This window comes from Streptacidiphilus pinicola (assembly GCF_003258295.1).
GTDB lineage: Bacteria > Actinomycetota > Actinomycetes > Streptomycetales > Streptomycetaceae > Streptacidiphilus > Streptacidiphilus pinicola.
In genome coordinates this window covers 1-13,164 of record NZ_QKYN01000162.1, presented here as the reverse complement: position 1 = coordinate 13,164, position 13,164 = coordinate 1, and the positions used below count along the sequence as shown (strand labels likewise).

9 protein-coding genes and 1 pseudogene are annotated in these 13,164 nt (G+C 73.0%); 6 read left to right on the top strand and 4 right to left on the bottom strand.

Going from position 1 to position 13,164, the window contains the following annotated elements; all coding sequences use genetic code 11:
- The coding region (locus DN069_RS40555) for an ATP-binding protein (protein ID WP_207892358.1) at positions 1–2,437 on the top strand (2,437 nt) is incomplete at its 5' end.
- A 14-nt stretch (positions 2,438–2,451) separates the two neighbouring features.
- Here DN069_RS40555 and DN069_RS33200 read toward each other — a convergent pair.
- From DN069_RS33200 to panB, 3 genes are all read right to left on the bottom strand, one after another.
- Positions 2,452–3,285 carry an ABC transporter permease gene (locus DN069_RS33200; protein WP_111506963.1) on the bottom strand — a complete coding sequence of 278 codons (834 nt, stop codon included), beginning with the start codon at positions 3,283–3,285 and terminating at the stop codon, positions 2,452–2,454.
- Positions 3,282–4,307, bottom strand: coding sequence for an ATP-binding cassette domain-containing protein (locus DN069_RS33195; RefSeq protein WP_111506962.1), 1,026 nt, complete (start codon positions 4,305–4,307; stop codon positions 3,282–3,284). Before DN069_RS33195 ends, DN069_RS33200 begins: the two co-directional genes overlap by 4 nt.
- Positions 4,308–4,404: 97 nt before the next feature.
- The gene (gene panB, locus DN069_RS33190) at positions 4,405–5,271 is read right to left on the bottom strand and encodes a 3-methyl-2-oxobutanoate hydroxymethyltransferase (protein ID WP_111506961.1); all 867 of its coding nucleotides are present in this window, start codon (positions 5,269–5,271) and stop codon (positions 4,405–4,407) included.
- 205 nt (positions 5,272–5,476) lie between these two features.
- Here panB and DN069_RS33185 point away from each other — a divergent pair, with 205 nt between their 5' ends.
- The 3 genes from DN069_RS33185 to DN069_RS33175 all read left to right on the top strand — a co-directional run bounded on the left by DN069_RS33185 (position 5,477) and on the right by DN069_RS33175 (position 8,976).
- The gene (locus tag DN069_RS33185; RefSeq protein WP_111506960.1) at positions 5,477–7,132 is read left to right on the top strand and encodes an MFS transporter; all 1,656 of its coding nucleotides are present in this window, start codon (positions 5,477–5,479) and stop codon (positions 7,130–7,132) included.
- Between the two features lie 14 nt (positions 7,133–7,146).
- Positions 7,147–7,920: a TetR/AcrR family transcriptional regulator gene (locus DN069_RS33180; RefSeq protein ID WP_111506959.1), complete on the top strand. Its 774-nt coding sequence runs from the start codon at positions 7,147–7,149 to the stop codon at positions 7,918–7,920.
- A gap of 81 nt (positions 7,921–8,001) precedes the next feature.
- Positions 8,002–8,976, top strand: a complete 975-nt coding sequence (locus tag DN069_RS33175; RefSeq protein WP_111506958.1) for an endonuclease/exonuclease/phosphatase family protein — start codon at positions 8,002–8,004, stop codon at positions 8,974–8,976.
- Between the two features lie 24 nt (positions 8,977–9,000).
- On the opposite strand, the gene DN069_RS33170 is transcribed toward DN069_RS33175, so the two are convergent.
- The gene (locus tag DN069_RS33170; protein ID WP_111506957.1) at positions 9,001–10,758 is read right to left on the bottom strand and encodes an NAD+ synthase; all 1,758 of its coding nucleotides are present in this window, start codon (positions 10,756–10,758) and stop codon (positions 9,001–9,003) included.
- Positions 10,759–11,004: 246 nt separating this feature from the next.
- On the opposite strand from DN069_RS33170, the gene DN069_RS33165 reads away from it, so the two are divergent.
- Both DN069_RS33165 and DN069_RS40550 read left to right on the top strand, forming a co-directional pair.
- On the top strand, positions 11,005–12,387 hold the full coding sequence (locus DN069_RS33165) for an SPFH domain-containing protein (protein WP_133260124.1): 1,383 nt from the start codon (positions 11,005–11,007) through the stop codon (positions 12,385–12,387).
- A gap of 54 nt (positions 12,388–12,441) precedes the next feature.
- Positions 12,442–13,164 (top strand): annotated as a pseudogene (locus DN069_RS40550) (hypothetical protein); the annotation flags it as partial.

Sequence of the window (13,164 nt, the reverse complement as noted above, 5' to 3'; positions counted from 1 at the left end):
GTCGGACTCGCTCGGCGCCGGGGCGTATCCCGATGGGGTGTGGCAGATCGAGCTCGCGCCGTTGGACGATCCGCGTGGGGTCGTGGACGCGGCGGTGGGCGCGCTCGGGCTGCGGGCCACCCACCTCGGGCTGGGGATGTCGGACTCGCTCGGCGCCGGGGCGGGGGCGGACGGGGACGGCCCGCTCGCGCGGCTGCTGGAGTTCTGCGGGCCGCGCACGCTCCTCGTCGTGCTGGACAACTGCGAGCACCTGGTGCAGGCCGCCGCCGAGCTCGCCGCGCGGCTCGTCGCCGCGTGCCCGGGGGTCACCGTGCTGGCGACCAGCCGCGAGCCGCTGGGCGTGCCGGGGGAGTTGGTGCGTCCGCTGGAACCGCTGCCGGAGCCGACCGCGCTGCGGCTGCTCGCCGAGCGCGGCGCGGCCGCGCGGCCGGGCTTCGACCCGGCCGACCCCGCGCAGGACCCGGAGGCCTGCGCGGAGATCTGCCGGCGTCTCGACGGCCTGCCGCTCGCGATCGAGCTGGCGGCAGCCAGACTCCGGGCCATGACGCCACGTCAGCTCGCGGACCGGCTGGACCGCCGCTTCACGCTGCTGACCGGCGGCAACCGCACGGACCTGCCGCGCCAGCAGACGCTGCGCGCGGTCGTGGACTGGAGCTGGGAGCTGCTGGAGAAGTCCGAGCGGACGCTGCTCGCCCGGCTCTCGGTCTTCGCCGGCGGCTGGACCCTGGACGCCGCCGAGGCGATCTGCGCCGACGGGGACGACCGGGACGACCTCCCCGCGGAGGACGTCGCGCCGTGCCTGCTCTCGCTTGTCGACAAGTCGCTGATCCAGGCCGACCTGACCGCGGACGCGCCCGAGCCGCGCTACCGCATGCTGGAGACCATCCACGAGTACGCCACCGAGCGGCTGCGCGAGACCGACGACCCGGCCGCGCCCGCGCTCGCGCACCTGCGCTGGTTCCGCGAACTGGCCCGCACCACCGACCCGCTGCTGCGCGCGGCGGACCAACTCGACGCGCTGCGTCTGCTCGACACCGAGCACGACAACCTGCGCGCCGCGCTGCGGCGCGCCGTCGAGGCCGGTGAGGAGCAGGAGGCGCTCAGCCTGCTCTGCAACCTCGGCTGGTACTGGATGCTGCGCAACCAGCGTGACGAGGCCCGCAACTGGACGCGGGCGGTGCGCGCGCTCATCCCCGGCGACCCGCTCGACGTGCCGGCGGTGCCGATCGCGCAGGGGCCCTGCGACCTGCCGCCGCCGTGGCCCGGGCCGGTGCTGGAGGAGGCGCGCCGGGTCGCGACCATGGGGGTCTGCCTCACCGCCGAGGGCGCCTTCGGCGGTGAGCCGGAGGAGGAGGTGCGGCGGCTCGGCGCCCGCCTCGTCGAGGTCTACCGCCCCGAACTGCCGCAGTCCGCACGGTTGCCCGCGCTGCAGCGCGTCTACGTCGTGATGTTCACGGGCCTGTTGGACCAGCTGCAGGAGGTGGCCGACGGACTGGTCGACGGCTGCCGCCGGTTCGGCCGTCCCTGGGAGCTGGCCTGTGCGCTGCAGGTCCGCGCCAAGCTGCTCAACGACCGTCCGGATGTCCGCGAGCAGGCGGCGCGGGACGCGTCCGAGAGCCTGGAGCTGTTCACCGGGATCGGCGACCGCTGGGGTCGCGCCGAGGCCATCTCCGGTCTGGCCGAGATCGCCAACTTCAGCGGCGACTTCGCCGAGGGCGTGCGCTGCTGCCGGGAGGCGATGGCCCTCGCCAAGGAGCTCGGCGCCGACCAGGAGCAGCCCATCCTGCGGGTCCGCCTCGGTGACGCGCTGCTCGGCCTCGGCCGGGTCGAGGAAGGCGAGGCGGAACTGCTGGGCGGCATCGAGGACGCCCGCGCCTACGGCGTGGTCGGCCAGGGTGCGGGCATGTTCGGCAGCATGCTGCTGGCCGGCCTCCGGATGCGGCAGCAGCGCCTCGACGAGGCGCGGGAGCTGCTCGAGAACCTGCTGACCGGACCCTTCGGGGAGGGTGTCGGCAGCCTGCTCACCGGCCTGGTCCAGGGCCTGCTCGGGGGCGTCGACGCGATGGACGGCCGGCCCGAGCAGGGCCTGCGCCGGATCCGCGCGGGACTGCGGGAGATGCGCATCCACCCGCTGGTCCCGTTCACGGCGGAACAGTTGCCGCTCGTCCTCGTCCCCTCCCTGACCGGCACGCTCTGGCGCTGCGCGAAGGCGGGAGTCGTCCCCGAGGAGCGGCCGGCGGAGACGGCGGTGACGCTGCTCGGCGCCTACGACCATCTGCAGAGCCGCTCCGCCAGGCACCACCTCGACCTGCAGGCCTTCGAGGAGACCTCGGCCGGCCTGCGCGCCCTCCTCGGCGACGCGTCCTACGACGCGGCCTACCGGGCGGGCGCGGCGCTGGACGTGAGGTCCGCGATCGCCCTGATGGACGGGGAGTAGGCGAGGCCGGGCCGTCAGGTGCGCTTGCGGAACCTGGCCACCGCGAGCGGGGCGAAGACCACGGTCAGCCCCACCGACCAGGCGAGCACCAGCAGGGCGGAGTGCAGCACCGGGCCGCCGTTGATCAGGGCGCGGCTGGAGTCCGCGAGCGCGGAGAGCGGGTTGACCTTGGTGAAGCCCTGCAGCCAGCCCGGCATCGAGTGGACCGGGGCGAAGATCGAGCTGCCGAACTGCAGCGGCATGATGACCATCATCCCGACGCCCTGCACCGCCTGAGGGTTCTTCATCGTCATGCCGAGCAGCATCGAGACCCAGACCACGCCCGTGCCGAAGGCCAACGCCAGCCCCAGCGTGGCCAGCACGTTCAGCGGGCCGGTGTGGATGCGCAGGCCCAGACACATCGCGAAGGCGACCAGGATCACCAGCGAGACCGCCGCCCGGCAGCTCTCCGCCAGCAGCTTGGCCACCAGCACCGACGAGCGGGCGATCGGCATGGTGCGGAACCGGTCCATGACGCCGGTGGTGAAGTCCACGTTGAGGCCGGTGCCGACGGCCATCGCCAGGCTCAGGCCGATCTGCCCGAACATGCCGGGGATCATGTACTGGATGTAGTTGTGCGAGTTGCCTGCCACCGCGCCGCCGAAGACGTAGACGAAGAGCACGGTGAAGAGGATCGGCATCAGCAGGGCGTCGAGCAGCGACTCCGGATCGGCCTTCAGCCGCATCAGGTTGCGGCGGGTGAGGGCGCCGATGTGGTGGAGGGTGGCGCGCAGGCTGGTCCGCTGGTCGAGGTCGCGCGCGGGCGCGAGGTCGGTGGCGAGCGCGGGTGCGGCGGCGTAACCGGTCATGCGACGGACTCCAGACGGGCTGCGGTGTCGGCTGCGGGGGCGGCGGCGGTGCCCGCGGGGGTGGGGACGGGCTGGTCGCCCGTGATGGCCAGGAAGACCTCGTCCAGGCTGGGCAGCCTGGTCTCCAGCGCGGCGATGCCCAGGCCGGAGGAGCCGAGGGCGGCCACGACGGCCGTCAGCTGGGCCTCGTCCCCGGCGGGGACACAGAGCCGTCCCTCGCCGTCGGGGACGCCGGCCAGGCCGTGGTCGGCCAGGGCGCGGATCATGGCGTCGAGCTGCTCGGCGCGGGCCGGACGGATCGTCAGGGTCTGCTGGCCGACCTGCCGTTTGAGGGTCTCCACGCTGCCCGCGGCGATCACCCGGCCGCGGTCGATCACGGTGAGTTCGGCGGCGAGCTGCTCCGCCTCCTCCATGTACTGCGTGGTGAGCAGCACCGTGGAACCCTCGTCGACCATGCCGCGCACCTCGGCCCAGACCTCGTTGCGGGTGCGCGGGTCGAGACCGGTCGTAGGCTCGTCGAGGAAGAGCACGCGCGGACGGCCGATCATCGAGGCGGCCAGGTCGAGGCGGCGGCGCATGCCGCCGGAGTAGGTCTTGGTCGGGCGGCGCGCGGCCTCGGTGAGGGAGAAGCGCTCCAGCAGCTCCTCGGCACGGCGGCGGGCGCCCTTGGCGCTCAGGTCGAGCAGCCGGCCGATCAGGTAGAGGTTCTCGTAGCCGGAGAGGAGTTCGTCGACGGAGGCGTACTGCCCCGTCAGGCCGATCGCGCGGCGCAGCCGGTAGGGCTGGCGGTCCACGTCGCAGCCGGAGACGACGGCGTGGCCGGCGTCGGCGCGGATCAGGGTGGACAGGATGCGGACGAGCGTGGTCTTGCCGGCGCCGTTCGGCCCGAGCACGCCCATCACGGTGCCCTCGGCGACGTCGAGGTCGACGCCGTCGAGGGCCTTCGTCTCGCCGTAGTGCTTGACCAGTCCGCGCACCTGCACGGCCGCGGCGGTGTCCTTCGGGTTCGTCCTCGGTTCCATGCCGAGGACTCTCGCGCGGCGCGCCGACAGGCCGCCGTCACGGCTCCGTCAGCGCACCGTCACCGCACCGGGCGTCCGCCGGGCGGTTCCGCGAGCGTCAGTGGAACGAGTGCTCCTCGGCCGGGAAGGCGCCGCTGCGGACCTCGTCCATGTACTCGGCCGCGGCGCGGCCCAGCTCGGCGCGCAGGTCGGCGTACTTCTTGACGAACTTGGGCACCCGGCCGGCCGTCATGCCGGACATGTCCGTCCACACCAGCACCTGGGCGTCGCAGCCGACGCCCGCGCCGATGCCGACGGTCGGGACGTGCAGCTCGTGGGTGACCTGGGCGGCCAGCTCGGCCGGAACGGCCTCCAGCACCACGGAGAAGGCGCCCGCGGACTGGACGGTCTTCGCGTCGCGCAGCAGCTGGTGCGCCGCCTCGTCGCCGCGGCCCTGGACCGGGTAGCCGCCCAGCGCGTGCACGGACTGCGGGGTCAGGCCCAGGTGGGCCATGACCGGGACGCCGGCCTGGACCAGCATCTCGATGGCCGGTGCGGAGCGCTCGCCGCCCTCCAGCTTGACCGCGTGGACGCCCGCCTCCTTCATCAGCCGGACCGCGTTGCGCAGCGCCTGCGCCGGGGACTCCTGGTAGCTGCCGAAGGGGAGGTCGGCGACGACGAGCGCCCGCTTGGTGCCGCGGACGACCGCGGCGGACAGCATCGCGATCTCGTCCATGGTGACCGGCACGGTGGTGTCGTAGCCGAGGTGGCAGTTGCCCATCGAGTCGCCGACGAGCAGCACCGGGATGCCGGCCTCGTCGAAGACGCCGGCGGTCATCGCGTCGTAGGCGGTGAGCATGGCCCAGCGCTCGCCGCGGGCCTTGGCGGCGGCCAGGTCGCGCACGGTGACGCGGCGCGAGGTGACGCCGCCGTAGAGGGAGGGGGTGGAGGGAGCTTGGGCAGGCGGAAGCGAACCGTTCTGCATGACGTGTCTCCTGTGTCGTGGTCTCGTGGCGCCGTACGGCGTCCCCGGATCACGTCCATGCTGGCACGCGCCTGTGACAGAGGGAAAGGGCAGCGCGCGGCCCGGCATGGTTGCGCAGATCACGTTTCCGCGCGGCGGGAGGGCGCGCGGGTCTCAATTTCGATACGAGACGTTCTCGTATCGAAATTGGGGGTACGCTGCCCGCATGACGACGACTGCCCCTGCCGCCGCCCCGCCGCGGGTGCCCGAGGCGATACACAAGCGCCGCTGGGCGATCCTCACCGTTCTGGTCTTCAGCCTGCTCGTGGTGGTGCTGGACAACTCGATCCTCAACGTCGCGATGAAGACGATCGCCTCGCCGAAGCCCACCGGCCTGGGCGCCACCCAGAGCCAGCTGGAGTGGGCGATCAACTCGTACACGCTGGTCTTCGTGGGCCTGCTCTTCACCGCCGGCCTGCTCGGCGACCGGCTGGGCCGCAAGAAGGTGCTGCTCTTCGGCATGGTCGTGTTCGGCGCCGGCTCGCTGCTGTGCTCGATGGCGGCCAGCCCGGCCGAGCTGATCGCCTTCCGTGCCGTGATGGGCTTCGGCGGCGCCTTCGTGCTGCCGGCCACGCTGGCGATCATCATGAACGTCTTCGAGCGCGAGGAGCACCCGAAGGCCATCGGCATCTGGTCCGGCGCGGTCGGCCTGGCCATCGCGATCGGCCCGATCGCGGGCGGCCTGCTGCTGGCGCACTTCTGGTGGGGCTCGGTCTTCCTGGTCAACGTCCCCATCGTGGTGGCCGCGCTGATCGGCATGGTCGTGCTGGTGCCGGACTCGCGGGACCCGAAGCCCGGCAGGCTCGACCCGCTCGGCGTGCTGCTCTCCATGGTCGGCCTGGTGGCCCTGATCTACGGGATCATCAAGGGCGGTCAGGACGCGGACTTCGGCGTCACCGAGAGCTGGGTGCCGATCGTCGGTGGCCTGGTGGTCCTGATCGCGTTCGTGCTCTACCAGAAGCGCGCCGCCCACCCGGTGCTGACCATCTCCTGGTTCCGCAACCGGCACTTCTCCGCCTCGGTCGTCGCCATCGGGCTCGCGTTCTTCGCGCTGATGGGCGTCACCTTCTTCGGCGTCTTCTACATCCAGAGCGTCCGCGGCTACAGCCCGCTCCAGGCCGGTCTGCTGCTGCTGCCGCTGGCGGTCGCGCAGCTGGTCTTCTCGCCGCGGGCCCGGTTCGTGGTGGACCGCTTCGGGGTCAAGTTCACCGTCGCGCTCGGCATGCTGCTGATCGCGGGCTCGTTCGTCGGCTTCACGACCCTGGGCCGCACCACCGGCATCTGGGTGCTGGAAGTCATCGCCTTCGTCCAGGGCGCCGGCATGGCCCTGGTGATGCCGCCGGCGTCGGTCACCATCATGTCCAGCCTGCCGCGCGAGAAGGCGGGCTCCGGCTCCGCGGTCAACAACACGTTCCGTCAGGTCGGCGGTTCGCTGGGCGTCGCGGTGCTGGGCGCGTTGCTGTCCACGGCGTACCGCAGCGGCATCAGCGGTCACCTGGGTCAGCTGCCGGCCGCGCTGCGCGGCCCGGCGGGCGAGTCGATCGAGGGCACCCTCGGCATCGCCGCGCAGCCGCAGTTCCACGCCGCCGCCCTGGTCGACCCGGCCAAGGACGCCTTCGTCCACGCCATGCACGTGACGGCGCTGGGCGCCGCGGGTGCGGCGGCGCTCGGCCTGATCGTCGCCGTGGCCTTCCTGCCCAGCAAGGCCGCCGCGTACGGCGGCGCGACGGCGCCGCGGGCCTCGGCCGACGACGCTGTGGCTGAAAAGGCGGCTGGAGAGGCGCAGGTGGCGGCGGACGCTACCGGAGCTCCGAGCGAGTGAGGGAGGATGGGGCGGTGAGCAGCCATGCCGGCGAAGCCGTGGACAGCGAGTTCGAGAACCTGATCGGCCACGAGCTCGGTCGGCAGCGCGCCACCGCCCCAGCCGGCCCGCCCGAGGCGGCCGCCGCGCCACCTCCGGCCAAGCGGGGTCGGCCGCGCAGTGAGGCCGTCGAGGCCTCGATCGTCGAGGGCATGCTCCGGCTGATGGCCGAGGGCTCCAGCCTGGCCGGCCTCAGTGTCGAGGCGATCGCCGCCGAGGCGGGCGTCGGCAAGGCGACGATCTACCGCCGCTGGCCCGACAAGGACGCGATGCTGCTGCACCTGCTCCAGCAGCTGGAGTCCAAGCTCGACCCGATCTGCGAGCGGGCCACGCTGCGCGAGACGCTCATCGCGGCCGTCGACAGCATCCGGGTGAACGCGGTGAACCGCCGCTCCGGCAGCAACCTCGCCATGATCGGCGCCGAGATCCGGGCCATCCCGGATCTCTACGCCCGCTACCACGAGGCCGTCATCGAGCCCCGTCGCCGGGCGCTGCGCGAACTCGTCCGCGCGGCCCAGCTCCGCGGCGAGCTGCGCGACGACATCGACGCGGACCTGCTCGGCGAGCTGGTCGTCGGCCCGATGCTCTCCCGCGCGGTGCTCCACCCCGACGCGTCCATCGAGGACCCGTCCCTCGCGGCCACGATCGTCGACGCCGTCCTGCAGGGCGTGGCCGTCAGGCCCGGCGGCCCGGAGACCGGCCTCTCATCGAACACTCACCCGGTTCACAGCAACGCCGACGGAACCTGAGTTCGGGGAGGCGGCGTCTCCTCACCCATAGGCTGAGTCCCGGCAAAGGGGACCGATCAGGGCAAAGGTGAGGAACGGCGCATGCTTCGCGGTCTTCGGGGACACCACTGGCGCGGCCGGGACCGCAAGGGCCGTTCCACCTGGCACCGTGGCTGGATCCTCGCCGCGCTCGCGCTGCTGTTGGCCGGGGTGCTCGCGTTGCACCGCCAGATCCCCGACACCCTCGGCAACTTCGGCAGCCTCATCGAGACCTTCCTGCCGTGGTTTGGCCTCGCCGTCCCGGTGCTGCTGGTCCTGGCCCTGCTGCGCCGCTCGGCGACCGCGCTCGTCGCGCTGGTGGTGCCGGCGGTCATCTGGGCGGTCCTCTTCGGCCCGCTGCTGCCGGACAAGAGCGGCGGCTCCTACGACTTCACCGCCGTCCAGCACAACATCAGCGCGGACAACACCTCCGTGGCGAGCACGATGCAGACGCTGATGCGGGCCGACCCCGACGTCATCTCCATGGAGGAGATCACGGGACCGGCGCTCCCGGTCATCGAGCAGCAGCTCGACGGCACCTACCGCTACCACGTCGTCGAGGGTACGGTCGGCCTCTGGTCCAAGTACCCGCTCACCGCCACCGGCCCCGTCGACATCAAGATCGGCTGGACCCGCGCGCTGCGGGCCACCGTGCAGACGCCGCACGGCGACGTGGCGGTCTACGTCGCCCACATGCCGTCCGTCCGCGTCCACTTCGACGGCGGGTTCACGGCCAACCAACGCAATCACAGCGCGGAGGCGCTGGGCGAGGCGATCAGCCGCGAGCAGCTGAAGCGGGTGCTGCTCCTGGGCGACATGAACGGCACCATGAACGACCGCGCGCTCGCCCCCATCACCATGCAGCTGCGCTCCGCGCAGGGCAGCGCGGGCGCCGGCTTCGGCTTCTCCTGGCCGGCGGCCTTCCCCTCCACCCGCATCGACCAGATCATGTCCCGCGGCATCACGCCGACGGCCGCCTGGACCCTCCCGCAGACAGGCAGCGACCACCTGCCGATCGGTGCGCACTTCCAGCTCTAGGGGCGTTGCACCACCCAGGGGAGGTCACCTCTCGCGCCAGCGGTTGGTGATGGGCTGGCGGCGGTCGCGGCCGAAGTTGCGGACGCTGATCTTGGTGCCCGGCGGGTACTGCCGGCGCTTGTACTCCGCCGTGTCCACCAGGCGCAGCACCCGCTCGACCAGCGCCGCGTCGAAGCCCTCGGCGACGATCTGGGCGCGGCCCAGGTCGCGTTCCACATAGGCGGTCAGGACCGCGTCGAGGAGGTCGTAGTCCGGGAGGGAGTCCGTGTCGACCTGGCCGGGGCGCAGCTCAGCGGACGGGGGCTTGGTGATGGTGTGCTCCGGGATCGGCGGGGTCTCGCCGCGCTCCTCCGCGATCTCGTTGCGCCAGCGGGCCAGCCGGAAGACCAGCGTCTTGTAGACGTCCTTGATCGGGCCGAAGGCGCCGACGGAGTCGCCGTAGAGAGTGGAGTAGCCGACCGCCAGTTCGCTCTTGTTGCCGGGGGCCAGGACGATGTGGCCCTCCTGGTTGGAGACGGACATCAGCAGCGTGCCGCGCAGGCGCGACTGCAGGTTCTCCTCCGCGAGGCCGGTCAGCTTGAGCGCGTCCATGTAGGCGTCGAACATCGGGGCGATGGAGACCGTGCGGAAGTTGAGGCCCGTCCGCCGCGCGAGCTCCGCCGCGTCGTCGCGGGAGTGCTCGGAGGAGTAGGCGCTCGGCATCGAGACGCCGTGGACGTTCTCGGGGCCGATCGCGTCGACCGCGATGGCCGCGACGAGCGCGGAGTCGATGCCGCCGGAGAGGCCGATGAGCACCGACCGGAAGCCGTTCTTGCGCACGTAGGCGCGGACGCCGCACACCAGCGCGGCGTAGATCTCCTCCAGCTCGGCCAGCGGTGCGGCCTCGCCCGGGACGATCGGCTCCTCAGGGGCCGGGAGCGGTTCCTCGGAGATGACGGTGCGCCTGATCTCCAGGCCGTCGGCGACGATGCGGGTCCCGCCGTCCACGGGGGCGGTCGCGGCCGGGAGGTCGAGGTCGAGGAGCAGGCAGCCCTCCTCGAACTGCGGGGCCCGCGCCAGCACCGTGCCGTCGGCCTGGACCACGACGGACTGGCCGTCGAAGACCAGCTCGTCCTGGCCGCCGACCAGGTTCAGGTAGGCGAGGGTGCAGCCGGCCTCCGCCGCGCGCTTGCGGACGAGGGCGAGCCGCTCGTCGCCGCGTCGCGCCTCGTAGGGGGAGGCGTTGACGACCAGCAGCAGACCGGCGTCGGCCTGGCGTGCGGCCTGGACCCGGCCGCCGTCCTGCCAGATGTCCTCGCAGATGGCGAGCGCGACGTCGACACCGTGCAGGCGGACCACGGGCAGGGTGTCGCCGGGGACGAAATAGCGGAACTCGTCGAAGGTGCCGTAGTTCGGCAGGTGGTGCTTGGCCATCCGGGTGAGCACCTCACCCTTGTGGAGCACCGCGGCGCAGTTCTGCGGGGAGCCGGCCGGCAGGCCGAGTCGCGGGGTGTCCTGGAGCGACTTGCCCAGGTAGCCGACGACGACGGGGACCTCGCCGAGCCCCTCCGTCTCCAGCCGCTTCGCGAGCGCGACCAGCGCCGAGCGGGAGGCCTCGATGAAGGACGGGCGCAGCGCCAGATCCTCGATCGGGTAGCCGTTGAGCGCGAGTTCGGGGAAGGCCACCAGGTGGGCGCCCTGCTCGACGGCGTGCCGGGTCCAGCTGACGATCAGCGCGGCGTTGCCGTCGATGTCGCCGACAACGCTGTCGATCTGGTTCAACGCGAGGCGCAGGCTAGGCATGCCTCCAGAGTAATCGTCTTATCGACGAAATGGGCGGGCAGCCCCCGGACTGGCGGTGGGTTCGTGGGCGGCACTCTTTCGGCCCCGTTTCCTTGCGCGCCTCGACCAGGCATGCGGCTAATGAGATAGATGCTCTGATCTGACCGAGATATAGCTGTATTGACGGTATGTCCGAAATAAAGGTACGTTCGGGCTCCGAGTGAGGGTGCGGGCACGTACGAATGCCCGCAAGAGGGGATGGACCACGTGGACCAGCCGGCCGAGCGACAGGTCACCGCCCCCTGGGCGGTCCGCCGACCGCCCCGCTCCGACGCGGAACTGAGGGAACGTCCGGCCCGGGGCGTCCTGCCCGGCTGGGCGGCGCTGCTCGCGATCCTCGCCGCCGCCCCCCTCGCCCTGCTGGTGCAGGCCCGCCGCGCGACGGGCCTGCCGGCCTGGGTGCCGGGCGGTCAGGCCCTGCACGCCGGCGGGCCGGTGATCCCGGAACGGCCGGCCGTCGCCTTGCTCGCGCTCTGCGGCGCGGTCGTGGTCGTCGCCTTCTTCGGGCTGATGGCCAACCCGCTCGGCACCGCCCGCGTGCTCAGCCGCTGGGGCGGCTACCGCGGCACGGTCCGCCGCTCCGGGCTGCTGTGGGTGAACCCGCTGCTCAAGCGCCGTGCGATCGACGTGCGGATCCGGCACTGGCGCAGTGAGCCGATCGCGGCGACCGACCGCGAGGGCTCGCCGATCACGGCCGAGCTGATCATCGTCTGGCAGGTCAAGGACACCGCGCGGGCCCGCTTCTCCGTCGACGACCACGGCAAGCACCTGGCGATGAGCGCCGAGTCCGTCTTCGCCCGCACCGTCTCCACGCTGCCGTGCGACAGCTTCGCCCAGCCCGGTCCGTCCCTGCGCGACGGCCAGTGGCTCGGCGGCGAGCTGACCCGGCTGCTGGGCGCCGAGATGGCGCCGGTGGGTGTGGCTGTCTACTCCGTCCAGGCCGTCGGCCTCGGCTACCGCCCCGACTTCGCCGACAGCATGCGGCGACGCCGGATCGCCGAGCTGGACGCCGGCACCCGCGACGTCATCGTCGGCGACGCGGTCGAAACCGCGGCGCTGACGCTGCGCCAGCTGGAGCGCAGCGAGGGGATCACGCTCGACGACACCTTCCGCGCGGAGCTGACCCGAGACCTGGTCACGGCCTTCCTGTCGGTGCGGGTGTCGCCCCCCGCAGCGGGCGCGGGCGCGGGTGTGGGCGTGGGCGTGGTGGGCGCGGGGTTCGCGGCGGACGGCTCCGCCGACGCGTCCGCCACCGGACCGGACCGGCCCTCCGGGCCCGCTGCGGTCTCGGCGGCTGCCGCCGCCGTGGGGCGCCCCGCGCCCGGCTCCGCCGCCGCCCTCCCGGACGCGACCGCCGCCTGGGGGCGTCCGGCGCCGGGCTCCGTGACCGTGGTGCCGCTCGCTGGGCAGCCGGACGAGGCCGGCCGCCTGTCCGTCCCGCACCGCTCCGCGACCGCGCTCTCCTCGCGCGGGCGCCTGCGTTTCGGCCGGTCCCGCGTCGTGACGCGGGGCGCGGGCGAGCAAGACCTGTCCGCGACGAAGACGGCTCCGCCCGCGCCCCGGCAGGAGCCCGCCGCAGACCTTCCGTGACCCGGCAGCCACCTCCGCAGCATCCGAACCACCGAGGAACGGAGACCGTCCGCGATGACCGTGTTCGCCGAGCTGGACAGCACCGACTGCACCTGCGCCTACTGCCACCCGCGCCGCGGCGGCGGGTCACCGGGCGGCTCCGCCCGCGACCGGCGCCCGCGGAGCACCGCCGGTCCGCTGGTCCGGGCCGCCGCGACCACCGCGATGCTCGCGGTCGGCGGCGGGGTGGCGCTCATAGCCGCGCCCGCGGCGAGCGCCGAGACGGCGCCCGCGCACGCGGGCTGGGACGGGCAGCGCTACTGGTTCCGCTCGAACGGCGAGTGGCGCTGGACCACCCACTACGACATCTACCTGCGTCACACCGGCGGCGGCGCCGGCGCCGGCACGAGCACGACCGGCGGAGCCATCCGCCAGGGCTGGGACGGGCAGCGGTACTGGTTCCGCAGGAACGGGGAGTGGCGCTGGACCAGCCACTACGACGTGTACCTCCGCAACAGCGGCGGCGCTTCGGCCGGGTCCGCGTCGACCGCGGGCGGCATCAGCTGGGGCTGGGACGGCCGCCGGTACTGGTTCCGCAAGAACGGCGCGTGGCGCTGGACCACGCACTACGACATCTACCTCAAGTACGCCGGTCACGCGCACCCCACGCCAGGACCCGGTCCCGGCGATCCGGGCCCCGCGCCCACGCCCGGCCCGGGCAAGCCCCCGACCGGCCACGGCGCGGCCAACATCGAGGCGGCGATCGCCTTCGCCGAGGCGCAGCTCGGCAAGCCGTAC